General features: G+C 72.9%; 21 protein-coding genes. 16 read left to right on the top strand and 5 right to left on the bottom strand.

The window, feature by feature from the left end; genetic code table 11:
- Positions 1 to 190: 190 nt before the first annotated feature.
- Positions 191 to 1,009, top strand: a complete 819-nt coding sequence (locus ACN28C_RS07740) for an oxidoreductase (RefSeq protein ID WP_422774571.1) — start codon at positions 191 to 193, stop codon at positions 1,007 to 1,009.
- 115 nt (positions 1,010 to 1,124) lie between these two features.
- Here the strand turns inward: ACN28C_RS07740 and ACN28C_RS07745 are convergent, their stop codons facing one another.
- Positions 1,125 to 1,931: an HAD family hydrolase gene (locus tag ACN28C_RS07745; RefSeq protein ID WP_422772860.1), complete on the bottom strand. Its 807-nt coding sequence runs from the start codon at positions 1,929 to 1,931 to the stop codon at positions 1,125 to 1,127.
- A gap of 590 nt (positions 1,932 to 2,521) precedes the next feature.
- Between ACN28C_RS07745 and ACN28C_RS07750 the strand changes: the two genes are divergently transcribed.
- The 8 genes from ACN28C_RS07750 (at position 2,522) to ACN28C_RS07785 (ending at position 9,530) form a co-directional block, all read left to right on the top strand.
- Positions 2,522 to 3,520, top strand: a complete 999-nt coding sequence (locus ACN28C_RS07750) for a hypothetical protein (protein ID WP_422772861.1) — start codon at positions 2,522 to 2,524, stop codon at positions 3,518 to 3,520.
- Positions 3,521 to 4,145: 625 nt separating this feature from the next.
- Positions 4,146 to 5,258: a septum site-determining protein Ssd gene (gene ssd / locus ACN28C_RS07755; RefSeq protein ID WP_422772862.1), complete on the top strand. Its 1,113-nt coding sequence runs from the start codon at positions 4,146 to 4,148 to the stop codon at positions 5,256 to 5,258.
- Between the two features lie 46 nt (positions 5,259 to 5,304).
- Positions 5,305 to 6,534 (top strand): TadA family conjugal transfer-associated ATPase, encoded by a 1,230-nt coding sequence (locus ACN28C_RS07760; RefSeq protein ID WP_422772863.1) that lies wholly within the window; start codon positions 5,305 to 5,307, stop codon positions 6,532 to 6,534.
- Positions 6,531 to 7,460, top strand: a complete 930-nt coding sequence (locus ACN28C_RS07765; protein WP_422772864.1) for a type II secretion system F family protein — start codon at positions 6,531 to 6,533, stop codon at positions 7,458 to 7,460. Before ACN28C_RS07760 ends, ACN28C_RS07765 begins: the two co-directional genes overlap by 4 nt.
- A gap of 203 nt (positions 7,461 to 7,663) precedes the next feature.
- The gene (locus tag ACN28C_RS07770; RefSeq protein WP_422774572.1) at positions 7,664 to 8,287 is read left to right on the top strand and encodes a type II secretion system F family protein; all 624 of its coding nucleotides are present in this window, start codon (positions 7,664 to 7,666) and stop codon (positions 8,285 to 8,287) included.
- Between the two features lie 21 nt (positions 8,288 to 8,308).
- Positions 8,309 to 8,479: a DUF4244 domain-containing protein gene (locus ACN28C_RS07775; protein WP_422772865.1), complete on the top strand. Its 171-nt coding sequence runs from the start codon at positions 8,309 to 8,311 to the stop codon at positions 8,477 to 8,479.
- Positions 8,476 to 8,844, top strand: a complete 369-nt coding sequence (locus ACN28C_RS07780; protein ID WP_422772866.1) for a TadE family type IV pilus minor pilin — start codon at positions 8,476 to 8,478, stop codon at positions 8,842 to 8,844. The genes ACN28C_RS07775 and ACN28C_RS07780 overlap by 4 nt, the downstream gene beginning before the upstream one ends.
- A 347-nt stretch (positions 8,845 to 9,191) precedes the next feature.
- On the top strand, positions 9,192 to 9,530 hold the full coding sequence (locus ACN28C_RS07785) for an Rv3654c family TadE-like protein (RefSeq protein WP_422774573.1): 339 nt from the start codon (positions 9,192 to 9,194) through the stop codon (positions 9,528 to 9,530).
- A 155-nt stretch (positions 9,531 to 9,685) separates the two neighbouring features.
- Here ACN28C_RS07785 and ACN28C_RS07790 read toward each other — a convergent pair whose 3' ends face one another.
- Both ACN28C_RS07790 and ACN28C_RS07795 read right to left on the bottom strand, forming a co-directional pair.
- Complete coding sequence (locus ACN28C_RS07790) at positions 9,686 to 9,895, bottom strand: hypothetical protein (protein ID WP_101368442.1); 210 nt, start codon at positions 9,893 to 9,895, stop codon at positions 9,686 to 9,688.
- A gap of 80 nt (positions 9,896 to 9,975) precedes the next feature.
- On the bottom strand, positions 9,976 to 12,462 hold the full coding sequence (locus ACN28C_RS07795) for a DEAD/DEAH box helicase (RefSeq protein WP_422774574.1): 2,487 nt from the start codon (positions 12,460 to 12,462) through the stop codon (positions 9,976 to 9,978).
- Positions 12,463 to 12,701: 239 nt separating this feature from the next.
- Here ACN28C_RS07795 and ACN28C_RS07800 point away from each other — a divergent pair, with 239 nt between their 5' ends.
- From ACN28C_RS07800 to topA, 6 genes are all read left to right on the top strand, one after another.
- On the top strand, positions 12,702 to 13,058 hold the full coding sequence (locus ACN28C_RS07800; protein ID WP_422772867.1) for an STAS domain-containing protein: 357 nt from the start codon (positions 12,702 to 12,704) through the stop codon (positions 13,056 to 13,058).
- Between the two features lie 37 nt (positions 13,059 to 13,095).
- Complete coding sequence (locus tag ACN28C_RS07805; protein WP_422772868.1) at positions 13,096 to 13,533, top strand: ATP-binding protein; 438 nt, start codon at positions 13,096 to 13,098, stop codon at positions 13,531 to 13,533.
- 344 nt (positions 13,534 to 13,877) lie between these two features.
- Positions 13,878 to 16,262, top strand: a complete 2,385-nt coding sequence (locus tag ACN28C_RS07810) for a sodium-translocating pyrophosphatase (protein WP_422772869.1) — start codon at positions 13,878 to 13,880, stop codon at positions 16,260 to 16,262.
- A 107-nt stretch (positions 16,263 to 16,369) separates the two neighbouring features.
- Entirely contained in the window at positions 16,370 to 16,912 is a 543-nt protein-coding gene (locus ACN28C_RS07815; protein ID WP_422772870.1) for a hypothetical protein, read from the top strand.
- 59 nt (positions 16,913 to 16,971) lie between these two features.
- On the top strand, positions 16,972 to 17,721 hold the full coding sequence (locus ACN28C_RS07820) for a hypothetical protein (protein ID WP_422774575.1): 750 nt from the start codon (positions 16,972 to 16,974) through the stop codon (positions 17,719 to 17,721).
- Positions 17,722 to 18,075: 354 nt separating this feature from the next.
- Entirely contained in the window at positions 18,076 to 20,979 is a 2,904-nt protein-coding gene (gene topA, locus ACN28C_RS07825; RefSeq protein ID WP_422774576.1) for a type I DNA topoisomerase, read from the top strand.
- A gap of 85 nt (positions 20,980 to 21,064) precedes the next feature.
- On the opposite strand, the gene ACN28C_RS07830 is transcribed toward topA, so the two are convergent.
- Together ACN28C_RS07830 and ACN28C_RS07835 are read right to left on the bottom strand one after the other, a co-directional pair.
- On the bottom strand, positions 21,065 to 21,997 hold the full coding sequence (locus ACN28C_RS07830) for a GNAT family N-acetyltransferase (protein WP_422772871.1): 933 nt from the start codon (positions 21,995 to 21,997) through the stop codon (positions 21,065 to 21,067).
- 98 nt (positions 21,998 to 22,095) lie between these two features.
- Positions 22,096 to 23,418: a D-arabinono-1,4-lactone oxidase gene (locus ACN28C_RS07835; protein ID WP_422772872.1), complete on the bottom strand. Its 1,323-nt coding sequence runs from the start codon at positions 23,416 to 23,418 to the stop codon at positions 22,096 to 22,098.
- Positions 23,419 to 23,692: 274 nt separating this feature from the next.
- On the opposite strand from ACN28C_RS07835, the gene ACN28C_RS07840 reads away from it, so the two are divergent.
- Positions 23,693 to 24,259, top strand: coding sequence for a TetR/AcrR family transcriptional regulator (locus tag ACN28C_RS07840; RefSeq protein WP_422774577.1), 567 nt, complete (start codon positions 23,693 to 23,695; stop codon positions 24,257 to 24,259).
- The last annotated feature ends 23 nt before the right edge of the window (positions 24,260 to 24,282 follow it).

Genomic DNA, 24,282 nt, shown 5'->3' on the forward strand with positions numbered 1-24,282 from the left:
TTAATCGGGGCAGGTAGCCGGGGCGAGAGATCCGTACCGCTCGCGGGACGGGACGCGCCGAATGGCCCCGTACCGGCGCTCGCCGGTCAACCCGCAGCCCGGCACCTCCGGTTTCCGGTCCCGCCTGGGTGTTCCCGGGCCGGTGGCCCGGTCGGCGGTGCCCCGACCGGCCGGCAACTACCGTGACAGGGTGGCCACCGATCCGCTCGCCCCACTACTCGACCTCGCCGACGTCGCGCCCGCCGTCGACCGGGCCCGCGACCGTGTCGACCAGGCACTGCGGCACCGCGCGTTGCGCCGGCACGGCGGCCAGGTCGCGGCCGAGGTCAGCCTGCGGTCAGCGGTGGCCAGCGCCGCCCTGGAGGGGTACGCCCATGAGCGCGAGGCGGTCCGGGCCGGCACGGTGACCGACCCGGTGCTGCAGGGGGCGCTGCGGGTCGCCGGGGCGCTGCCCGGACTGGCCGACCGGTGGCCGAAGGCTCCCCGCCAGGTGCTCGCCCGGCTGCACACCCTGGCCGCGCGGGGCACGGTCCCGGAGGCGGCACTCGGCCGCCCCACCACCCCCGGGTACGCCGCCGGCAACGGCGCCGCGGCAGCCGGAGGCGCTCCGGCCGGCAGCTCTTCGACGGAGCAGCCGGTGGCGGTACCGTCCGCGCTCGGCGCCCGGCTCGACGGGCTGGCCGGACTGGTCGCCGGCGGGACATCGGTGTCACCGGCGGTGCTGGCCGCCGTCGTGCACGGAGAACTACTCGTGTTGCGACCCTTCGCCGGCCCCTCGGGGGTGGTCGCCCGGGCCGCCGCCCGGCTCACCCTGGTCTCCACCGGCTTCGACCCGCGCGGCCTGGTCGCCGTCGACCTCGGCCACCTGGAACGCGAACCGGAGTACGTCGGCGCGGCCGGCGCCTTCGCCACCGGCACCGAGGACGGGCTCCGCTCCTGGCTCCGGCACTACACCACCGCCCTGGAGATCGCCGCGGCCCACCTCACCACCATCGCCGACGAGGTGTAAGGAGAGGTGTAAGGAAGGGCCCCCTCTTATCGCATTCTGTAGAAGAAGGGCCCCCGCCTAACATCCGGGCCCAGTCCGGCTGGCGGCGGGAGGATGGGTGTGCCGGTCGGCGTGGTCAGGCGGTGGAGGCGCGGGCCCTGCGATTGCGGTGCCGGCCGTACCAGGCGATGCCAATGGCGACGCCGACGCCGACCCCGATCGCTGCCGCCGCGACCGGCACCGCGGGACGCTCCCGGAGCCGGCGGCCGAGTGGCACCGGGTGCCGGAACTCCAGCACCGGCCAGCCGTTCTCGGTGGCGAGCTTGCGCAGCGCCCGGTCGGGGTTGACCACGCTCGGGTGGCCGACGCACTCGAGCAGCGGGCGATCGCTTACCGAGTCGGAGTAGGCGTACGACTCGGCGAGGTCGTAGCCCCGCTCCTTGGCCAGCTCGCCGACCGCGTCCACCTTGCTCGGGCCGGCCGCGTAGAACTCGACCTCGCCGCTGTAGCGCCCGTCGACCACCGTCATCCGGGTGGCGATCACGTCGGCGACACCGAGCAGTTCACCGATCGGCCGGACCATTTCCTCGCCGGAGGCGGAGACGAGTACGACGTCCCGGCCGGCCCGCTGGTGCTCCTCGATCAGGGCGGCGGCTTCGGCGTACACGTAGGGGTTGATCAGCTCGTGCAGCGTTTCGGCGACGATCTGCCGGACCTGCTCCACCGGCCAGCCCTTGCAGAGCGTCGCCAGATAGTCGCGGGTACGCGCCATCGTCTGCTCGTCGGTGCCGCCCAACCTGAACATGAGCTGGGCGTACGCGGACTTGACCACGTCGCGGCGGGTGATCAGCCCGTCCCGGTAGAACGGCCGACCGAACGCCAACGCGCTCGACTTGGCGATGACGGTCTTGTCCAGATCGAAGAAAGCGGCGCTTCGGCCCACGGCGCGAAAGTCTATCCGGATGGTCTATGGTCAGCGGGTGCCCGGGGTCGGCTTTCGCACCTGCCGACCGGTTATCCCCTGATCGACCGATCAGCCGGTCGGTGATCACCGTCACAGGGTGAGGGCTGACTTTCGCAGGGAGTGGAAGTTAACGCCACTCGACGTATACGGGTCGACTCAGGCATGCTTGTAGTTACGACACACTTTCATATCCTCTGTGTTCGTAGACCTCGGCGGTTGCACCCCCCGTGACCGCCGGGTGGGTTCGGCTCGACCCCCCCGGAGCCGAACCCCAGACGACCCCCGTCTCCCCCCGACGGGGGTCGTCGCCTTTCCGGGTGAAGCGCATTCACGCTGGTCACGGATCGATTCCAGGATGGACATCGGCGCTCCGACTCGGGCGCGTGTTCGGCTCGGGCGCGTGTTCGGCTCGGGCGCGTTCTCGGGAGGCACGGTCGTGCCAACGGGCGGTGTTGCCGGGGTGGCCCGTTCGAGGGCGGAGCCGGGATGGCGCTGCGGCAGGTCGGACTGGCACCATGAGCGCCGGTCGCGGTGGATAGCCCACCGCCGATGGACAACGGGGGAAGTGCATGCGCAGACACACGTCGATCGTGTTGACCGGAGCGCTGGGGATGGCCGGTGCGCTGTCGATCGCGACGTCGACCGCCACGGCCGCACCACCGGAGGCCGCCGCGTCGACCGCGAACGTCGCCGTGGCCGCCGCGTCGACCGCGAACGTCGCCGTGGCCGCCGCGTCGACCGCGAACGTCGCCGACCGGCTGGTCCTCGAGCCGACCAACTTCGGCTATCGCGGGAGCCTGCAGGCCGAGCTGACCTACCGGGGCTCGGAACCGGGCCGCGCCACCTACGTGATCACCGAGCCGGTTCCCGGTTCCTACCAGAATCTCGAGTGGGGAATCAGCTGCTACAGCGGCGGCGAGTACCTGCCGGACGGGCGGGTCAGGGTCGAGTGCGACGTACCGGGCGGCAACCTCCAGCCCGGAGAGCAGCGGACCTTCAGCGTCGACTTCGAGGTGCTGACCGCGGTCCGGCCGTTCGCCATGAAGGCCGGCAACGGGCGGCTGGCCGTCGAGGTGGGCGGCGAGGTGGTCACCGACGAGACCTTCCGGACCCGGTTCCGGTCTTCGACCGGCTCGCTCGAGGACCCGCAGCCGTACGTGCGGGACGAGCAGCCGGAGGCCGGCATTACCGCCGGTGACCTGACGCTGGTCCGTCAGCCGGACGGCACCTTCGAGGGCCGCCTGCCGCTGACGGTGCGGTACGACGGCGACGCCCCGCACACCGGGCTCTTCCTGCTCACCAGCAACCTGCCGGCGGGAGTCTTCGAGACGTACACCGAGCCGAACGACGGCTGCGCGCACTTCTGTGTGCCGGGCGGCCAGTTCATGGAGGGCGAGGTGCGCAGCTTCGACCTCGTCTTCGCGGCGTCGGCGCAGACGCCCCTGGGTGACCTGGGTGAGGCAGGCATCGAGGTTACGACCGAGACCCGTCAGTGGCCTCCGGTGCCGGACGCCGACCCGTCCGACAACCTCACCACCTTCTTTGTGACGGCGGTCGAAGCCGCCTGACCTGCTATCGGACAGCGCGGGCCTCCGGTCGTACCGTGGCCGGAGGCCCGCGCTGTCGTCTGCAGGTCCTACTGCTGGCCTGCCCGTTCCACTGGTGATGCAGGGCCCGGCCCGGCCCGGGGCGGTGGCGGCCTGTGCGGTGACCGCCCGTGCCGCCTGGGTGCGAGCGAGCGGGTCCGAGCATCGCCATGTCGTGGATGATGCCTGGTAGCGCATCTGGACCAGCGGTACGCCGTCCTGGCGCAGCTTCGCCGCATACGCCTCGCCCTCGCCGCATACGCCTCGCCCTCGCCGCGCACGCCTCGCCCTCGCGCCGCACACGCCTCGCCTCCGTCGCGCAAACCTCATCTCCGTCGCGCAGCGCATCGGCCTCGTCGGTGTTGACCGGCGTCGGTGGCATGCTCCTGAGCTGGTCCGGGTGGGCCCGTCCCGAATCTGGGCCGGCCCATCGCCGGTGAATGTCCCGATCCGCATAGCAGATCCACCGGTCGACCGCAGGTTTTCCACACCCCGGTCAGTTATCCACAGCGCAGAGCTTCCTGCCCTCGGAGCGGTGGTTCGGCCCGCCATGGTGTGCCGGTAACCCGGACACCCTTGGAGCCGGATCACACCGCTGGAGGACGTGATGCCGTCGCGTACCCCGGTCCGTCCCGGACCGCGCCTGCCCCTGGTCGTCACCTCGGACAACGAGCTGCTCGATGAGCTGCTCCGGCTCTCGGCGGCCGGTGGCGCCGAGGTCGAGGTCGCCGCCGACCCGGCCTCGGCCCGGCCCCGGTGGGCCGCCGCGCCGCTGGTGATGGTCGGCGCCGACCAGGCCCAGGCCTGCCTCCGGGCGAGGTTGCCCCGCCGGCCCCGGGTGGTCCTGGTCGGCCGCTCCGGGGAAGGGGACGGCGGCTGGGAGGTGGCCGAGTTGCTCGGTGCCGAGCATGTCGCCGTGCTGCCGGCGGCTGAACCCTGGCTGGTCGACCGGCTCGGTGAAAGCCTCTCCGGTCGGAGCGCGGTGGGCGGCCCGGCCCGGATAGTCGCGGTGATCGGTGGTCGCGGCGGGGCGGGTGCGAGCGTGCTGGCCGGCGGACTGGCGATCACGGCGGCCCGGTGTGGCCTGCGTACGCTCCTGGTTGACGCCGACCCGCTCGGCGGCGGACTCGACCTGGTGCTCGGCTGGGAGCAGATCGAGGGCCTGCGCTGGCCGGCGCTGACCGAAGCGGACGGCCGGGTCGACGCACCCGCGCTGGTCCGGGCGCTGCCCAGCCGGGGCGACCTGGTGATGCTCTCCTGGGATCGCGGCGACCTGCTGGCCCTGCCGGTCGAGGCGATGGCGGCCACCATGGACGCTGGCCGGCGTGGCCGGGACATCGTCGTGGTGGACCTGCCCCGGCAGCTCGACGACGCGGCCGTCGTCGCGCTCCAGGCGGCCGACCAGGCGTTCGTGCTGGTCCCCGCCGAGTTGCGGGCCACGGCCGCCGCGGCCCGGGTGGCGGCGGTCGCCGGCATGCACTGCACCAACCTCTCGGTCATCGTGCGCGGCCCGGCACCGGGCCGGCTCAAGGCCCGCGAGGTGGCCCGCGCTCTCGACCTGCCGTTGGCCGGCACGCTGCGTCCCGAACCGGCGCTCTGCCGCAACCTCGAACGCGGTGAAGCCCCGGCGGCGGCCGGACGCGGCCCCCTGGCAGCCCTGTGCCAGCGCATCGTCACCGACCTCACCGGTGCGGTCGGCGTTCCGGCCGAGACCCGATGACCGCCCCTGCACCAGGAGCCCTGGACGTGCCGGAGGTACACACACCATGAGGAGTGATCTCGCTGCCCGGGTCCGGCGCCGGTTCGCCGCCGACGGGACGAGGGTCACCCCGGCCGCTGTCGTCGCCGCCGTACGCGCCGAGCCGGGCGCTGCCGTTCTGGGCGACACCACGGTGCTGCGGATGGCCACCAGGGTTCACCACGATCTGGTCGGCGCCGGTCCGCTCACCCCGCTGCTGGCCGACGACGAGGTCACCGACGTGCTGGTGAACGGTGCCAAGGTCTGGGTCGACCGGGGTAGCGGGCTCTCCCCGGAGCCGGTCCCCCTCGGTGGCCCGGACGAGGTACGCCGGCTCGCCCAGCGCCTCGCCGCCGCGTGTGGCCGGCGACTCGACGAGGGCAGTCCGTACGTCGACGCGCGGCTGCCGGACGGCACCCGGCTGCACGCCGTCCTGCCACCGGTGGCGACCTCAGGGCCGTACCTGTCGCTGCGGACCTTCCGCCAGCGCCCCTTCACCCTCGACGACCTGGTACGCCACAACACCCTGACCCGGGCCACCGCCATGCTGCTCGCCGCGGTGGTCGCCGCCCGGCTCGCCTATCTCGTCGTCGGTGGCACCGGATCCGGCAAGACGACGCTGCTGAACACGCTGCTCGGGCAGGTGCCGCCCAGCGAGCGGATCGTACTGGTCGAGGACGCCGCCGAGCTGCGACCGCTCCATCCACACGTGGTCGGCCTGCAGGCACGGACCTCCAACGTGGAGGGCGCTGGGTCGGTGGGCCTGAGTGACCTGGTCCGGCAGGCGCTGCGGATGCGCCCCGACCGCCTGGTGGTGGGCGAGTGCCGGGGTGCGGAGGTGGTCGACCTGCTCGCCGCGCTCAACACGGGGCACGAAGGTGGGGCGGGCACCCTGCACGCCAACACCCCTGGCGACGTGCCGGCCCGGTTGGAAGCGCTGGGTTTGCTCGGCGGGCTGTCCCGGCCGGCGCTGCACGCCCAGGTGGTCGCCGCCCTACAGGTGTTGCTCCAGGTCCGGCGCACCGCATCGGGGCGGGTACTGGAGGCGGTCTGCCTGCTGCTGCCGGCGGGGCCGGAGCGGCTGGTCACCGCCGTACCGGCCTGGCGGCGAGACCGGGGTGTCGGGCCGGCCGCCCCGGCACTGGCCGCGCTGCTCGCCGAACGGGACGTGCCCGTGCCTCCGCTGCTCGACCCCGGGGCCCGGCCGTGGTCGCCTGCCCCGCACAGGCGGGAGATAACCCCGGGCACTACGCCGTGACCGCCTGGTGGTTGGCGGCCGCCTGCCTGGCCGGCGCGGCGATTCTGCTCGGCTGGCCGGCCCGGCGCATCCGGAGTCGGCGCCGCGCGGTGATTGGCGGCCGGCGCACCATCGTCGCCGTCCGGGTTCCGGTGCGGCAGGGCGGTTCGACAACGGCGTGGTCCGGCTCACGGCTGCCCTGGCCGGCCACGCGGGACCGCCTGCTGGCCCGCCGGATGCCGCCCTGGCGGGCCGTACTCGTCGGTGTGGCCCTGGGCGGCGTCGGCGGAGAACTTGCCGGCGGCCCCGTCGCAGCCTTCATCGCCGCCGCCTACACCGGCCTGGCAGTACGCAGGCTGCTCCGCCGTCACGCCGATCGTTCCGCCGAGCGGACGCACCGACAGCAGCTCGACGACCTCTGTGCGCTCGCCGCCGACCTGCGCGCCGGCCTGCCGCCGGTCAACGCGGTACGGGTGACCGAGCGGCCGGCAGGGGCGACCGCTCTGGTCCGTGCGGCCGTAGGCCTCGCCGAGCAGACCGGTGCGCCCCTGGCCGACCTCGTGGAGCGGATCGAGGCGGACGCGCGGGCAATGGAGCGAGGGCTGGCTGCCGCCGAGGCACAGGCGGCCGGTGCCCGGGCCACCGCGTGGCTGCTCGCCGCCCTGCCGGCCGGCGGCATCGCCCTCGGCTACGGCATCGGCGTCGATCCTCTGGACATCCTGCTGCACACCCCGCTCGGGGCCGGCTGCGCGATCGGTGCCGTCACCCTGCAACTGGCCGGCCTGCTCTGGGCGGCTCGGCTCGGCGCCGCTGGTCGCACCGCCGCAGGTGGGGCCGCCGCCCGTACCGCCGTCGGCGGTGCCGGGCTTGTCGTCGGCGACGCCGCCCGTACCGCCCCAGGTGGCCGGGCCGGCGGGTTCGGTCGTGCCGCTGCGGTGGGGCGCTGATTCCGGTGCGGATCGCGACGGTGCCGTGGATCCTGGCGGGCCTGGCACTACTGCTGGCGCTGACCGGCGGCGGGCGGGCCCGACGGTCGCCTCGACGGCGGTTGTCCGTGCTCGGGCTGGAGGGCGTGCGGTCGCGCCGTGCGGCCGGGAAGCGGCTCGACCGGCTCACCTACCCGGGCGCGGTCCCCACCCCCGGGCAGGGGATGAGGCGGGACCCGTCGGGGCGCTCGGGCCGGTTCGACATGGTCCGGCTCGGTGCCGGGCTGGCCGGGCTGGCGATCGGCGTGCTGCTGGGTGGCTGGCAGGGCGTGCTGCTCGGGGTGGCGATTGCGGGGCTTCTCGACCGCCTGCTGCGCCGGCTCGAACCGGCGGCGGTCCGGCGGCGCCGACTGCGGGAGGCCGCCGACCTGCCGCTCGCGGCCGACCTGCTCGCCGCGGCGCTACGGGCCGGCGCTCCGGTCGACGGTGCCGTCTGTGCCGTCGCGGAAGCGCTCGCCGGACCACTCGGTGAACGCCTCACCGAGGTCGGCCGGACACTCCGGCTCGGCGGTACGCCGGAGGAGGCATGGGGGCGACTCGGCCCGGTACCGGGCGCTGAGCGGCTGGCAGCGGCGGCGATCCGCTCCTCGGCGAGCGGGGCGGCTCTTGCCGGGGCGCTGACCCGGCTCGCCGACGACCTGCGCGCGGATCGGCTGACCGCTGCCGAGGCGGCGGCGCGGCGGGCCGGCGTGCTGATCGTCTTGCCACTCGGCCTGTGTTTCCTGCCCGCCTTCATTCTCGCCGGCCTGGTGCCGGTGATCGTCGCCGTGCTCGGCGACGTGCTGTGACCGATTCGAGAGAGGAATTCCATGCTGCGCAAGCTGCGTGCCCGGCTCCGAGGCGATGCCGGGATGAACACCGCCGAGTATGCCGTCGGCACCCTTGCCGCCGTCGCCTTTGCCGGGATCCTGTTGAAGGTACTGACCTCCGGCCGCGTCCAGACCGCGCTGGCCGGGGTGATCGACCGGGCTCTGTCGTGACTCGGCGCTGGCCGGCCGGCCGCGACCGGGGCTCGTTCACCGCCGAGTTGGCGGCCGGCCTGCCGGCGCTGCTGCTGTTGGTGCTCGCCGGGCTCACCGCGGTCAACGCGGTGATCGTCAAGGGTCAGTGTGTGGACGCGGCGCGGGAGGCGGCGCTGGCCGCCTCCCGCGGTGCCCCCGGTGTTCAGGCCGGCATCCGGGCCGCGCCGCCCGGTGCGGTGGTGTCGGTCGCGGTGGACGGTGACCGGGTGGTGGCCACCGTACGAGCACCGGTGCGTGCCCTCGGTGCACGGTTGCCACGCCTGACCGTGAGTGCGACCGCGATCGCGGCGGTCGAGCCCGGCGCACCGGAGCCGGCAACATGAGCACCGGCTTCACCACGGGGGCCGGCTTCACCACGGGGGCCGACTCCACCACGGGGGCCGGCTTCACCATGGGGGCCGATTCGACCATGGGGGCCGACTCGACCATGGGGGCCGACTCCACCATGGGCGCTGAACTCAGCACGGCGGCCGACCCCGGCGTGATCCGGACTCGTTTCCTCGTCGGCGCGACCCGTCCCGGCCCCTGCCGGCCCCCGCCGACACCGGCTGGGCGGGAGTGGGCTCCGCGCCGACGACCAGGACATCGTCGGGATCCGGGGGAAGGAGCATGGCGGCGAGGTCCTGCGCATCACCGTGCCGGCGGCGAACCGGACCGGGGGAGTGCGAGCCTGTGGCTGCTGGCCGTGGGACTCGCCCTGGTCGTGTTCAGTCTCGGCGGGGCGGCGGTCGAAGCAGCTCGGGTGGCCCGTCATCAGGCCCGGATCGCGGCCGATCTCGGCGCGCTCGCCGGAGCCGCCCGCGCGCTCGACGGCGCGGATCGGGCGTGTGCTCGGGCCGCCGCCATCGCGGCCGCGAACAGCGCGCGGATCACCGGCTGCACGCTGGACGGGCTCGACCTCCAGATCACCGCCGAGGTGACGGTCGAACCGCTGCCCGGGTTGACCCGGACCGCACTGGCAACCAGCCGAGCCGGCCCTGTCCGAGGCAGCTCGACGGCGCCACGGTAGGCAGGCGAGAGTTGGCCGGCGGCCGGGGACTTCGTCACCAACAGCTTCTCGGTCACCGGCTGAGTCGCGTCGGGACAGGCTGGGAAGGGCCCCTGTGCCCGCGGAACGATGGGCGGGGCCCTTCCTGTCACATCCCAAGCCCGGTGGCCGCATCGTCAGCGGAGGCTGCCCTCCGTGGCGCGGCGTACCACCCAGCTGTTGAGCACCTGATGGATGCTGTGCAGCATCTGGTGGATCTGGTCCAGGCGTTCGGCCTGGGCCAGTGCCGCATACGCCTGGGAGAGCGCGATCTGCTGATCGACGGTGAGATGTGCCTGGTCGATGGTGTACAGCAGTTCGACGGTCTCGGCGATGGTGTCGGCCACGACGTCCTCCTCAGGATCCGTGGAAGCGCTCCCAGCGTAACTTAACCGGATAGCCATAGATCCATGCGTGCGAATACCGACTATCCGCGATCAGGTTTGCCCGGCTCCGCCGGACCGGCCGTCGCCAGGTTGGCCAGCACCACGTCGAGGACGCGCACGGCCTCCTCCTTGGCCAGCGGGTTGTTGCCGTTTCCGCACTTCGGGGACTGGACGCAGGAGGGACAGCCGGCCTCGCAGCCGCACTCGGCGATCGCGTCCCGGGTCGCGGTCAGCCACGCCGGCGCCGCCCGGTACGCCCGCTCGGCGAAGCCGGCACCCCCCGGGTGCCCGTCGTAGACGAAGACCGTCGGCGCCTCGGTGTCCGGATGGCAGGCGGTGGAGAGCCCGCCGATGTCCCAGCGGTCACAGGTGGCGACCAGCGGCAGCAGTCCGATCGCGGCGTGCTCGGCGGCGTGCAACGCGCCCGGCACGTCGGCCGGCTCGACCCCGGCGGCGGCCAGCGACTCCGGCGAGACGGTGAACCAGACCGCGACCGTACGCAGTTCCCGGGCTGGCAGCTCCAGCGGCAGTGTGGCCAGCACCTCGCCGGAGGCGAGTCGGCGACGCTGGTAGGAGACCACCTGGCTGGTCACGTCGACCTCGCCGAGGAACATCCCGACCGGGCCGGCGTCCAGGTAGGAGCGGACCGAGACGACCGAGAGCGAGGTGACGTCGCGGGGGTGGGTGGACCAGTCCGGCTCCTCGGCGTGCACCAGCGCGCAGCCGTCGTCGAGATCGAGGTCGTCCACCACGTACGACGCGCCCTGGTGCAGGTAGACCGCGCCGGGGTGGACCTGGAAGTGCGACGATGCCGGGTCGACGGTGCCGAGCAGCCGGCCGGTGGCGGACTCGACCACGTCCACCGGTGCGCCGCCGGTGCCGCGCAGGTCCACCTCGGGCCGGCGGACGTGCCGCCAGTACCACCCGGTCGGGCGGTGCCGCAGCGCGCCACCGGCCACCAGGGACTCGACCGCCTCCTTCGCCCCCTCGCCGAAGAGTTCCAGGTCGGCCGGGGTCAGCGGAGACTCCGCCGCCGCGCAGGCCAGTTGGGGCCCGAGCACGTACGGATTGGCCGGGTCGAGCACGGTCGCCTCGACGGGACGGCCGAAGAGCGCCTCCGGATGGTGCACCAGATAGCTGTCCAGCGGGTCGTCCCGGGCGACCAGCACGGCGAGCGCCTCCCGGCCGGAGCGTCCGGCCCGGCCGGCCTGCTGCCAGAGCGAGGCCCGGGTGCCGGGATAGCCGCAGATCAGCACCGCGTCGAGGCCGACCAGGTCGACGCCGAGTTCCAGGGCGCTGGTGGAGGCGAGCCCGAGCAGCTCACCGCCGAGCAGCGCCTGCTCCAGCGACCGGCGCTCCTCCCGCAGGTAGCCGGAGCGGTAGGCGGCGACCCGGGCGCCGAGGCCGGGGACGGCCTCGTCCAGTGCGCGCCGGGCGGTGGTGGCGATCACCTCGGCGCCGCGCCGGGAACGGACGAAGGCCAGGGTCCGGACTCCGGCCGCGACGGTGTCGCTGAGCAGATCGGCGGTCTCCCGCAGCGCGGACCGGCGCACCGGAGCGGCGTCGGAGGCAACGGCCGCGATCGCCTCGGCCCGCTCGGCCCGCTCAGTCGCCTCGGCCGGTTCAGTCGCCTCGGCCGGTTCAGTCGCCTCGGCCGGTGCCGGGGCGTTCGCGGCGGGCGGGGGCAGCAGCGGCGGTTCCCAGAGCGCGAAGGTCAGGCCGCCGCGCGGCGCGGTGTCCGCGGTGACTGCGGTGACCGGCAGGCCGGTCAGCCGCTCGGCGGCGACCGCCGGGTCGCCCGAGGTGGCCGACGCCAGCACGAAGACCGGCCCGGCCACCGCGACGCCGGGTGGGCCGGCCGGGCCGCCCCGCTGGCCCGGCACGGGCTGTCCGGGGGTACGCGGATGGCGCGCCGCCTGGCGCCGGAGCCGGCGCAGCACGTGTGCCACGTGCGACCCGAAGACGCCCCGGTAGGTGTGGCACTCGTCGACCACCACGAACGCCAGCCGGCGCAGGAAGGCGGACCACTTCGCGTGTCCGGGCAGGATGCCGTGGTGCAGCATGTCGGGGTTGGTCAGTACGAACCGTGAGTGCGCCCGGATCCAGTCCCGCTCGGCGCGCGGGGTGTCGCCGTCGTAGCAGGACGGACGTACCCCGTCGAGACCGAGCGCGGCGACGGCCCGGAGCTGGTCGGCGGCGAGTGCCTTGGTCGGGGCCAGGTAGAGCACGGTGGCCCGGGGGTCCGCGAGCAGGGTCGCCAGCGCCGGGAGCTGGTACGCGAGGGACTTTCCGGAGGCGGTGCCGGTGGCGATCACCACGTGACAACCGGCGTACGCCTGCATGGCAGCCTCCACCTGGTGCCGCCACGGCGCGACCACGCCCTGGCCGGCCAGTGCCGCGCGCAGTTCTGCCGGCACCCACTCCGGCCACTCGGCCACGGTGCCCGGGCGGGCGGGGATCTGTTCGACGTGCGTGACCGGGCCGGCGACCGCTCCGCCGGAGGCCCGGGCCCGCAGCCGGTCCAGCAGCTCGCCCGCGCCGGGGCGACCGGCCGGGTGGGAGTCTCCGGCTCCGGTACCGGCCGATACTGTTGCTGGAAACGTCACGCCCTGCACTCTCGCACTCTCGTACGTGCGTCGGAAGACCGGGTGGCGGTCCGCCCGACCAGGGGCCGTGGATCGGCCCGTGGTCGGTCCGCCGTCGCTGCGCGGTCCGCTGGTCGATGGTTAGATGCGCAGGAGCGTTCCTGGCGGTCAGAGGAGGACTGATGGATCTGTCGCTGACGACCCGCACCATCGGTGAGCACACCGTGTTGGAGGTCGGCGGCGAGGTGGACGTCTACACCGCCCCCCGACTCCGCGAGCGCCTGGTCGAGCTGATCGACGGCGGCGCCCGGGCGATCGTCGTGGACCTGGGCCGGGTGGACTTCCTCGACTCGACCGGCCTCGGCGTGCTGGTCGGGGCGCTCAAGCGGCTCCGTCCGGTCGGTGGCAGCTTCCGGCTGGTCTGCGACAAGGAGCCGCTGCTCAAGATTTTCCGGATCACCGCCCTCGACCAGGTCTTCCCGATCGTCGCCACGGTGGACGCCGCGATCGGGGCCGACTCCTCCGGCGCCGATGCCTGATGTCGATGTCCCGGTGCCTGATGTCGACGGTCGAGGCGTGATGTCGAGGGTCAGGCTCTCCTTCAGCCCGGCTCCGGTCCACGTCCGCACCGCCCGGCTGGTCGGGGTCGCGGTGGCGCGGCGGGCCGGCGTGCCCGAGGAACTTCTCGACGAGGTGCGGCTGGCGATCGGCGAAGCCTGTGCCCGGGCGGTCGCCCTGCACCGCCAGTACGGGCTGGCCGATCTGGTGCTGGTGGAGATGACGGACGGGTCGACGTACACGGTCCGGGTGATCGACCGGGCGCCGATCGAGGCCGGGTTGGGGCTGGCGGCACTGCCGCCGGACGAGTTGGCCGACGAGTCGCTGACCGACGAGGCGCTGACGGTGGGTGTCGGGTTTGCCCTGCTCGCAGGCTTTGTCGAGGATCTCCAGGTGCGTCCGGTGGACGAGGGTATCGGTACCGAGGTCCGGATGGCCTGGCCGCTCGGTCGCTGACCGCGACAGGCGCGGGCGCGGGCGCGGGCGAGTGAGCGTACCGGGCGGCGTGGGGGAGCGCGGCGGGCGGGTGCGGGAGTGCCTTAGCAGACTCCCGTGGGTAGCACAGCGACGAAGATCATCGCGTTTGCCCGGGTCCTGGTTGTGACCCTCAACACGACGGCCCGCTAGAGTACCCGGGGTTATCAGCAAGTGTGCTGGTCCCGCTCCTGTGGGTGGAGGGCATCGCCGACCGCCGGGGTGGCGGGCCGGCGGAACGCTTGCGAATCGTCGCTCCACGCGTGGAGACGCCTGACCGGTTCGTCCGCCGGTCGGGCACGAGTGTTCGGTACAGGAGGACATAGATGTCCGTAGATATGGCCGCCGACAGTGGCGGGCTGTCCCTCGGCGGCGAGAATTTGACGTACGTCGTCGTCGCGGCGGTTATCGCCCTCGTCGCGCTCGGCTTCGCGGGTGCACTGACCCGGGCCGTGCTCTCGACCGGCAGGGGCACCGACAAGATGCAGGAGATCGCCGGGGCTGTGCAGGAGGGGGCCTCGGCCTACCTGCTCCGTCAGTTCCGGACCCTTGGCATCTTCGTCGTGGTCGCCGTGATCCTGCTCTTCCTGCTGCCGGTGCACGACACCGACGGCAGCGAGACGCTGGTCAAAATCGGCCGCTCGGGCTTCTTCGTGGTCGGCGCCCTGTTCAGCGCCTTCATCGGCGGCGCCGGCATGGCCCTGGCCACCCGGGCCAACCTGCGGGTCGCGGCCGCAGCCCGGGAGCACCAGGGCGGCCGGGAGGCCGCGATGCAGATCGCGTTCCGCACCGGTGGCGTCGTCGGCTTCCTCACCGTCGGCCTCGGCCTGGTGGGCGCGGCGGCGGTCGTCCTGATCTACCGGGGTGACGCGCCGACCGTGCTGGAGGGCTTCGGCTTCGGCGCCGCGCTTCTCGCGATGTTCATGCGGGTCGGCGGCGGCATCTTCACCAAGGCCGCCGACGTCGGCGCCGACCTGGTCGGCAAGGTCGAGCAGGGCATCCCGGAGGACGACCCGCGCAACGCGGCGACGATCGCCGACAACGTGGGCGACAACGTCGGTGACTGCGCCGGCATGGCAGCGGACCTCTTCGAGTCGTACGCCGTGACGCTGGTCGCCGCGCTGATTCTCGGCCGCGCCGCCTTCGGCGAGCAGGGGCTGGTCTTCCCGCTGATCGTCTCCACCATCGGCGTGCTCATCGCGATCCTCGGTGTCTTCATCACCCGGCTGCGTGCCGGCGACCGCTCCGGGCTCACCGCGATCAACCGGGCGTTCTACGCCTCCGCGGTGGTCTCGGCGATCCTGGTCGCGGTGATGTCCTTCGTCTACCTGCCGGCCACCTGGGCCGAGCTGCTCGGTGCCGACTGGCGGACCAGGCTCGGCCTCGCCGAGGGCGCCTCCGACCCGATCGACCCGCGGATCCTCGCCATCGGCGCCGTCGTGATCGGCATCGTGCTGGCCGCCGCCATCCAGGCGCTGACCGGCTACTTCACCGAGACCAACCGGCGCCCGGTGCAGGACATCGGCAAGTCGTCGCTGACCGGCCCGGCCACGGTGGTGCTGGCCGGGATCAGCGTCGGCCTGGAGTCGGCGGTCTACTCCGCGCTGCTGATCGCCGCCGGGGTCTTCGGGGCGTTCCTGCTCGGCGGCGGCTCGCTCACCCTCTCGCTCTTCGCGGTGGCGCTGGCCGGTACCGGCCTGCTCACCACGGTCGGCGTGATCGTGGCGATGGACACCTTCGGGCCGATCTCCGACAACGCGCAGGGCATCGCCGAGATGTCCGGCGACATCGACGAGCAGGGCGCACGTACGCTCACCGAGCTCGACGCGGTCGGCAACACCACCAAGGCGATCACCAAGGGCATCGCGATCGCCACGGCGGTGCTCGCGGCCACCGCACTCTTCGGGTCGTACACGGACACGCTGGGCGTGGCACTGCGGGACGCGGGCTCCGACCTGTCGATCGACGGTCTGCTCAACGTCGCCAACCCGCGCAACCTGGTGGGTCTGATCGTCGGTGCCGCGGTGGTCTTCCTCTTCTCGGGCCTGGCCATCAACGCGGTCTCCCGCTCGGCCGGTGCCGTGGTGATGGAGGTACGCCGGCAGTTCCGTGAGCTGCCCGGGATCATGGATTACAGCCAGCGGCCGGAGTACGGCAAGGTGGTCGACATCTGCACCCGGGACGCGCAGCGCGAGCTGATGACCCCGGGGCTGCTCGCCATCATGGCGCCGATCGCGGTCGGCTTCGGGCTCGGCCCGGGTGCGCTGGCCGCGTACCTGGCCGGTGCCATCGGGGCCGGCACGCTGATGGCGGTCTTCCTGGCCAACTCGGGCGGTGCCTGGGACAACGGCAAGAAGCTCGTCGAGGACGGCGCGTTCGGCGGCAAGGGCTCGGACGCGCACGCGGCCACGGTCATCGGCGACACCGTCGGTGACCCGTTCAAGGACACCGCCGGGCCGGCGATCAACCCGCTGATCAAGGTGATGAACCTGGTCTCGCTGCTGATCGCCCCGGCCGTGGTGGCGTGGAGCGTCGGCGAGGACGCCAACACCGGGCTGCGGATCGGGGTGGCGGTCGTCGCCGCGCTGGTCATCGTGGTGGCGGTGCTGATCAGCAAGCGCAAGCCGGTGGCCATGTCGGACTCCGACCCGGACACCGGCGGTGCCGGCAGCGGCAGCTCCGACCAGCAACCGCAGACCGTCAACGCCTGAGACAGCAGGCAGGCCGGCCCGGGCCCGTCGCGTATCGCGGCGGGCCCGGGCCGTTCCACGGGATTACCCCCGTCGCGAAGTCGGGTCCAACCCGTACGCTGCAACGCATGCGAACCCCCCGCACGGCATCCGCCGGAAGACTCACGGCGGCCCTGTGCACGATCGCCCTGCTCATCGGGGGCTGTGCCGGGGGGCCCACCCCGCGGGCCTGGGCCGCCGCCGTCTGCGCGGCACTGGCGCCGTGGCGGGCCGAGATCGGGGCACTGACCCGGAGCACCCAGCAGCAGATGACCGCGCAGACCAGCCCGGCGCAGGCCAAGGAAAACCTGGTACGGCTGCTCCGGGGCGCCGAGCAGGCCAGCGAGACCGCCCGGCAGAAGGTGGCGGCGGCCGGCGTGCCGGACACGGACAAGGGCGACGCGATCTCCAGGGGCTTCGTCTCCTCGCTGGCCTCGATGCGGGACGCCTACGGCCGGGCCGGTGAGTCGATCGAGGCACTCGGCACCGGGCGGCCCGCCGAGTTCTACGACGGGGTCAAGGCCGCGGTCGACACCCTCAATAAGGAGTACGACGCCAGCTCGCTCGACACCAGCGAACTGGACTCGGTGGAGTTGAAGCAGGCCTTCGACGAGGTTCCGGAGTGTCGCTGACCCCGCCCGACCAGCCCGTGCCGCCGGCTGACGCGCCCGCGCCGCCGGCTGACGCGCTCGTGCCGCCGGCTGACGCGCTCGTGCCCGTGGAGGCGCTCGTGCCGGCGGAGCCGGGCGGAGGCGGTGAGTCGGCCGAGTCGGCCGGGTCGCCTCCGGAACCAGCCGCCGGGCGGCCGGGGCGTCCCGAGTCGCCGCCGGATCCGGTCCGGCAGCTCTCGCTCTTCGGCGTCGAGGCCGCCGATCCCTCCGTCGGTGACCTCGCCGGGCTGCTTGCCGGTCCCGGGGAGCTGGTCCGGATGGGTGGCACCGCCCGGATCACGATCATGGTGGACGACGCCTGGCGGGTACACGTGCTCGTCGCCGAGCTGGCCCGCCGGGGACTGACCGCCAGCTGGCTGGGGCGGACGCAGGCGGCGGAGCGGCACGGGGTGCAGACGTCGTACAGCACGCTGCTCGCTCCGCTCGGTGCGGCCTGGCTGCGCGAGACGGTGAAGCTGCCGCCGGCGAACTTCTTCCTGACCGGCCCGCGGCTCCGGCTCTGGGCGGCGGCGGCCGGCGCTCCCGAGCCGCTCGGTTTCCTGCTCCGGCTCGGCGCCGCCGACGAGGCGTGCTGGGAGCCGGTCGGTGCGGCGCTGGCCGCGATCGGCCTGCCGGCGGTGCTGCTCGACACCGGGGCGGGCGGCCCGGCGTACCGAATCACCGGCCGGCGCCGGCTGGCCCGACTCGCGGAGCTGGTGGGCGACCGGCCACCGGCGGCGCCGCCGGGTCAGTGGCCAGGAGGCGCGGCGCCGGTACCCTCGATCGGGTAAACACCCCTGCGCGGACGGATGGATCGACAACTGTCGCATCCCGGACAGCTGAGCGCCGGTTTTGTGTGATTGTTCCGGTTAACAGCCCAGTAGGTGAGACGAGATCCGTCCGGTTGGTCCCGCACCGATCGTCCGTGGGTGTACCGTGTCGCCGTCCGGCATGACCGCCCGTCCCGCGTTGTTGCACCCGGTGTCACCGCAGCGTAGCGGTGCTCTTCTCGGCCCGTGCAACTCCGGGGTCCGAGAGCGCGTTACGTTGGACGTCCAGCCACCGGGCGGTCGATCCGTCCCCGGCCGGGTGGCGCGGACAGGGCGGTCCGCAGGGGGAAGATCGTGAGTGAGGTCAGGAGAGACGTGCCGAGCAACGCCAGGAGCACCCGTCTGGTCATCGTCGAGTCACCGGCGAAGGCCAAGACGATCTCGGGCTATCTCGGCCCGGGATATGTCGTCGAGGCCAGCCTCGGTCACGTCCGTGACCTGCCGCGCAACGCCGACGACGTGCCCGCCAGATACAAGGGCGAGTCCTGGGCCCGGCTCGGCGTCGACGTCGACAACGGATTCGCCGCGCTCTACGTCGTCTCGCCCGACCGCAAGCAGCAGATCAGCAAGCTGAGCCGGCTGGCCAAGGAGGTCGACGAGGTCTTCCTCGCCACCGACGAGGACCGCGAGGGCGAGGCGATCGCCTGGCACCTGGTCGAGACGCTCAAGCCCAAGGTCCCGGTCAAGCGGATGGTCTTCCACGAGATCACCCGGCAGGCCATCGAGGCCGCGGTGGCGAACCCGCGCGAGATCGACCGCGACCTGGTCGACGCCCAGGAGGCCCGGCGGATCCTGGACCGGCTCTACGGCTACGAGGTCTCCCCGGTGCTGTGGCGCAAGGTCCGCTCCGGGCTTTCCGCCGGCCGGGTCCAGTCGGTGGCCACCCGGATCGTGGTCGAGCGCGAACGGCAGCGGATGGCCTTCCGCAGCGCGGAATACTGGGACATCCTGGCCACCCTCGCCGTGCCGGGCGCCGGCGACGGGCCGCGCAGCTTCTCCGCCACCCTCGTCGCGCTCGACGGCGACCGGATCGCCACCGGTAAGGACTTCGAGCCGACCACCGGCCGGGTGAAGCCGGGCGCCGGGGTGATGCACCTCGATGCGGACGGCGCCCGTGGCCTGGCCGCCCGCCTCGACGGGCGGCCTTTCACTGTCACCCGGGTCGACGAGAAGCCCTACCGTCGCCGCCCGTACGCGCCGTTCATCACCTCGACACTCCAGCAGGAGGCGGCCCGGAAGCTGCGCTTCTCCTCGCAGCAGACGATGCGCACCGCCCAGCGGCTCTACGAGAACGGCTACATCACCTATATGCGTACCGACTCGGTGAACCTGTCGGAGACGGCCATCGCGGCCGCCCGTCGGCAGATCGCCGAGCTCTACGGCGAGCGGAACGTGCCGCCGGAGCCGCGCCGCTACACCGGCAAGGTGAAGAACGCCCAGGAGGCGCACGAGGCGATCCGCCCCGCCGGGGACACCTTCCGCACCCCGGGCGAGCTGGCCAACGAGCTCTCCGCCGAGGAGTTCCGGCTCTACGAGTTGATCTGGCGCCGGACCATCGCCTCGCAGATGACCGACGCGGTCGGTTCCAGCGTCTCGGTGCGGATCCGGGCGGTCTCCAGCGCGGGCGAGGAGGCCGACTTCGGCGCGACCGGCAAGACCATCACCGAGCCGGGCTTCCTGCGGGCGTACGTCGAGTCCTCCGACGACGAGAACGCCGAGGCCGAGGATGCCGAGCGGCGCCTGCCCAACCTGGTCAAGGACCAGCCGCTCACCGCCGACGAACTGGCTGCGACCGGGCACCACACCCAGCCGCCGTCCCGCTACACCGAGGCGTCGCTGGTCAAGTCGCTGGAGGAGCTGGGCATCGGCCGCCCCTCCACGTACGCGTCGATCATGGCGACCATCCAGGACCGGGGGTACGTCTTCAAGCGCGGCCAGGCGCTGATCCCGTCGTTCCTGGCGTTCGCGGTCGTCGGCCTGCTGGAGCGGCACTACCCTCGGCTGGTCGACTACAACTTCACCGCCGCCATGGAGAACGAACTGGACGAGATCGCCGGCGGTGACCACGCCGCGGTCGACTTCCTCACCTCGTTCTACTTCGGCAGCGACATGGGCGGTGACAAGTCGGTGGCCCGCTCCGGCGGGCTGAAGAAGATGGTCACCGAGAACCTCAGCGAGATCGACGCGCGCAGCGTCAACTCGATCCCACTCTTCCGGGACGACGAGGGGCGCGACGTCGTGGTCCGGGTCGGCCGCTACGGTCCGTACCTGCAGCGGAACCTGCCCGGCGCGGAGCCGGCCGCCCAGGCTCCCCGGGACACCGGCGACGGCGGCCCGCCCGAGGAGACGGCCGCGGCCGGCGACCGGGCGCCGATCCCGGAGGGGCTGGCTCCGGACGAGCTGACCCCGGAGAAGGTGCACGAGCTCTTCCTCGGCGGTGGCGGGGAGCGCAAGCTCGGCGAGCATCCGGAGACCGGCGAGCCGATCGTGCTCCGCTCCGGCCGCTTCGGCCCGTACGTCACCAGCGGCGAACGCAAGGCCTCGCTGCTGCGCTCGCAGTCCCCGGACTCGCTGTCGATGGCGGAGGCGCTGCGGCTGCTCACCCTGCCCCGGCGGGTCGGGGTGGATCCGGACGGTGCCGAGGTGCTGGCCGCGAACGGCCGCTACGGCCCGTACGTGAAGCGCGGTGACGACTACCGGTCGCTGGAGTCGGAGGAGCAGCTCTTCACGGTCACCCTGGAGCAGGCGTTGGCGCTGCTGGCGGCGCCGAAGACCCGGCAGCGCCGGGCGGCGGCCCCACCGCTGCGCGAGATGGGCGCGGACCCGCTCACCGAGAAGCCGCTGGTGATCAAGGACGGCCGGTTCGGGCCGTACGTCACCGACGGCGAGACCAACGCGTCGCTGCGGCGCGGCCAGACTCCGGAGGCACTGACCCTGGAGGAGGCCTCGGAGATGCTCGCCGAGAAGCGGGCCAAGGGCCCGTCGCCGCGCAAGCGGGCGGCGAAGAAGGCGACGGCGAAGAAGGCGGCGACCAAGGCCACCACCGGCGAGGGGGCGGCAAAGAAGGCGACCGCCAAGAAGGCGACCGCGAAGAAGACCGCCGCCAAGAAGGCGACCGCGAAGAAGGCGACCGCTGTCAAGGCGACGGCGGCGAAGAAGGCCGCCCCGACGAAGGCCGCCCCGAGCAGGGCGACGGCCTCCGCCGAGCCGACCGACTGATCACGAGACCGCGCGCCGAGCCGTGCCCCGGCGAGGATCCCGTCCGGCCCGTGATCGGTCGGCCGTCGCCGGGCAGGCCGCGCCGTCAGGCTGACGGCGGGTCTGGTCGGGGGCGGCGGAAGCCGTACGTCCGGTGTTCGCGGCGGAAGCCGAGCCCGGCGTAGAGGGCCCGCGCCGGCGCGTTCTCCGCGTTGTAGTTGACCGTCACCCTCGCCATGCCGGCCGCCCGCATCCGGTGCATCGCGGTCAGCATCACCGCCCGGGCCAGCCCGCGCCGGTGGAAGTCCCGGTGCGTGCCGACCGGTTCGAGGTGGCCGACCCGGTTGCGTGCGTCGAGCCAGTAGACGGTGAAGGCCGCGATCCGCCCGTCCCGCGACTCGGCGACGATCTCCCGCTCGGCCGAGTAGCCGGGCCGGTTCATCACCGCCGACCGGTACAGCTCGCCGGTCCAGTCCGCGTCGAACGCGGAGTTGCGCGCCTGCGCAAGCTGCTCGGCGTCGCCCGGCCGGGCGGTACGCAGCACGAATCCCTCCGGTGTGACCGGCTCGGCGACCGGCGCGGCGAGGTCCCGCACGGTTACGTCCGAGGTGCGGAACCTGCTGAACTTGAGTCCGAGGAGTAGCCGGATCCGGGTGGTGTCGCAGTCGAAGACGTCGGTGAGCACGTACGGCTCGGGACTTCCGGTCGCGTCCATCCACGCGGCCGTGGTCTCGTACGCCACCCGGAGCATCTCGGCCTCGGCGGCGCCGCCGCGCAGCGCGGGGGCGGCGAAGACGTCGAAGGCGGCGCCGAAGCGCAGGTTGACGGCGAGCCCGACGATCTCGCCGCCGGCCTCCCAGAGCTGGACCAGCTCCTGCACCGGCCGGCCTCGCAGGTTCTCGTAGATCCGGTGCGGCACCTCGCCGACGTGGTCGTAGCCGCACCGGCCGGCCTCGGCGATCCAGGCCGCGAAGGTCCGCGACAGGCGGGGCAGGTCGGCGTCCGAGTACGGGCGTATCCGGGGCGTCGGACCGGTCATCGGGCCTGTATACGGCATCGTCCGCCCCGGCCCGACCGATTTCCCGCCGCCGGTCGCCTGCCGGGGCGGCTGGGGCGGAGTTACGAACCCAGCACGTGTTACGAACCCAGCACCTGCTCGGTGTAGGAGTTGGCGAAGATCCGGTCCGGGTCGAGCCGGTCCCGCACTGCCAGGAAGTCGGCGAATCGCGGGTACGCCGGACGCAGCGACTCCGCGTCCCGGTAGTGCAGCTTGCCCCAGTGCGGCCGGCCGCCCAGCGCCGTGGCGACCCGCTCGAAGGCCCGGAAGTACGGCTCGGCGGGCATCCCGGCGTACTGGTGGATGGCGACGTACGCCGACTCGCGGCCGTAGCCGTGCGAGAGCCAGATGTCGTCCGGGGCGGTGAACCGGACCTCGACCGGAAAGAGCACCCGGAACGGCAGCTCGTCGACGATGCGGCGGAGCCCGGCCAGTGCCTCCGGCAGGGCCGCCCGGGGCAGCGCATACTCCATCTCCTCGAAGCGGACCCGGCGCGGGGTGCAGAAGACCCGGTCGGAGCGGGCCGTGTAGCTGCGCGCGGTGAGCGCACGGGCGGAGACGGCGGAGATGGTAGGTACCAGCGCCGGGGCGGCCCGGCCCAGCCGGCAGGCACCGGCGAATACGGAGTTGGCCAGGAAGTCGTCGTCCAGCCAGCTCCGGAACCTGGGCAGCGGCCTGTCGTCGACGGGCACCCGATTGTTGATCTTCACCTGGACCCGGTCGGTGTACGGGAACCAGTAGAACTCGAAGTGGTCGTTTGCGTCGACCAGGGCGGGCAGGTCGGCGAGCACCTCGGCGAGGGGGGCCGGGCGTTCGTCGGCGTGCAGTACGAAGGCGTCCACGCAGCTCAGGGTCACCTCGACGATGACCCCGAGGGCGCCGAGCCCGACCCGGGCCGCCGCGAAGACCTCGGGGTGCCGGTCGGCGGAGCACTCCAGTAGCTCTCCGGTGCCGGTCACCAGGGTCAGCCCGGCGACGAAGGTGGAGAGGCAGCCGTATCCGGCGCCGGTGCCGTGGGTGCCGGTGGAGATCGCCCCGGCCACGGTCTGCTCGTCGATGTCGCCGAGGTTTGCCAGCGCCAGCCGGTGACCGGCGAGTAACTCGTTGAGTGCGTGCAGCGTGGTCCCGGCCGGTACCGTGATCAGCCGACGCTCGGAATCGACCCGGACCGGTCCGCTCAGCGCGGTGAGATCGACCCGCTGGTCCTCGGCCCGGGCGATCGCGGTGAAGGAGTGGCCGCTGCCGACCGGCTTGACGTGCCGGCGGGCGGCCCGCGCGGCGGTGACCGTGGCGACGATCTCGTCCACGGTCGATGGTCGCAGTGCGTCGCCGCTGACCCGCTGGTTACCGGCCCAGTTGCGCCAGGAGGAGGTGGCTCCGGGTGGTGCGGTACGCCCGCTCATCGTGACCTCCCCGGCTCTGACCAGGCGAGCAATAGATGAACACGAATTATACTCACGTAAAACGCGTGCCAGGGCGAGTAAATCAGGATCGTCACGGCGAGTAAATACCGATATCCGTTCGGCTCGTTAGTACGGTTAGCGTCCTCGAATCGTGACGCCTAGTAACCTTCACCCCGTCGAAAGGGAGTGGCGACGAGTGTCCACGTCAACCGCCACATCCGGTCCACTGCGCCGCGTACCGGTGCAGGGCCGCAGCGTCGCCCGGGTCCAGCGCATGCTCGACGCCTGTGCCGAGATAGTCGACGAGGTCGGCTACGAGGGACTGACCACCACCCTGCTCGCCGAGCGGGCCGGAGTGGCCATCGGGTCGGTGTACCAGTTCTTCCCCGACAAGCGCGCGATCGTGCAGGCGCTGACCCTGCGCAACATGGAGGCATACCTGGAGCGGCTCAGCGAGCGCTTCTCCCGGGGCGACCTGACCCACTGGTGGGACGGGGTCGATGCCGCCATCGACGAGTACATCACCATGCACCGGCAGGTGCCCGGCTTCCGTACCCTGCACTTCGGCGACGTCGTCGACCTGCACCTGCTCGACGAGGAGCGGGACAACAACGGGGTCATCGCCGAGCAGCTGGCCCGGGTCCTGGTCGAGCAGTTCGGCACCACCGACGCGCCCCGGCTGCGATTCGCCCTGGAGATCGCGGTCGAAGCCGCCGACGCGCTCATCAAGCTCGCCTTCCGGCGTGATCCCGAGGGCGACGAGAACGTGCTGGCCGAGGCGACCGCGCTGATCCGCGAGTACCTGCACCGGCACGTCGACGCCGCATCCTCCGCCGGCTGACCAGCCGCGTTGGCTGACCGGCC

Origin of the sequence: Plantactinospora sp. WMMC1484 (assembly GCF_049315195.1) — a bacterium.
In the GTDB taxonomy this organism is placed as follows: Bacteria; Actinomycetota; Actinomycetes; order Mycobacteriales; family Micromonosporaceae; genus Plantactinospora.

Excerpts from the sequence above, each read along its gene's own strand:
- ACN28C_RS07750 (WP_422772861.1), top strand. The coding sequence starts at position 2,522 with ATGCGCAGACACACGTCGATCGTGTTGACCGGAGCGCTGGGGATGGCC.
- ssd (WP_422772862.1), top strand. The coding sequence starts at position 4,146 with ATGCCGTCGCGTACCCCGGTCCGTCCCGGACCGCGCCTGCCCCTGGTC.
- ACN28C_RS07760 (WP_422772863.1), top strand. The coding sequence starts at position 5,305 with ATGAGGAGTGATCTCGCTGCCCGGGTCCGGCGCCGGTTCGCCGCCGAC.
- ACN28C_RS07770 (WP_422774572.1), top strand. The coding sequence starts at position 7,664 with ATGAGGCGGGACCCGTCGGGGCGCTCGGGCCGGTTCGACATGGTCCGG.
- ACN28C_RS07775 (WP_422772865.1), top strand. The coding sequence starts at position 8,309 with ATGCTGCGCAAGCTGCGTGCCCGGCTCCGAGGCGATGCCGGGATGAAC.
- ACN28C_RS07800 (WP_422772867.1), top strand. The coding sequence starts at position 12,702 with ATGGATCTGTCGCTGACGACCCGCACCATCGGTGAGCACACCGTGTTG.
- ACN28C_RS07810 (WP_422772869.1), top strand. The coding sequence starts at position 13,878 with ATGTCCGTAGATATGGCCGCCGACAGTGGCGGGCTGTCCCTCGGCGGC.
- ACN28C_RS07815 (WP_422772870.1), top strand. The coding sequence starts at position 16,370 with ATGCGAACCCCCCGCACGGCATCCGCCGGAAGACTCACGGCGGCCCTG.
- ACN28C_RS07830 (WP_422772871.1), bottom strand. The coding sequence starts at position 21,997 with ATGACCGGTCCGACGCCCCGGATACGCCCGTACTCGGACGCCGACCTG.
- ACN28C_RS07835 (WP_422772872.1), bottom strand. The coding sequence starts at position 23,418 with ATGAGCGGGCGTACCGCACCACCCGGAGCCACCTCCTCCTGGCGCAAC.
- ACN28C_RS07840 (WP_422774577.1), top strand. The coding sequence starts at position 23,693 with ATGCTCGACGCCTGTGCCGAGATAGTCGACGAGGTCGGCTACGAGGGA.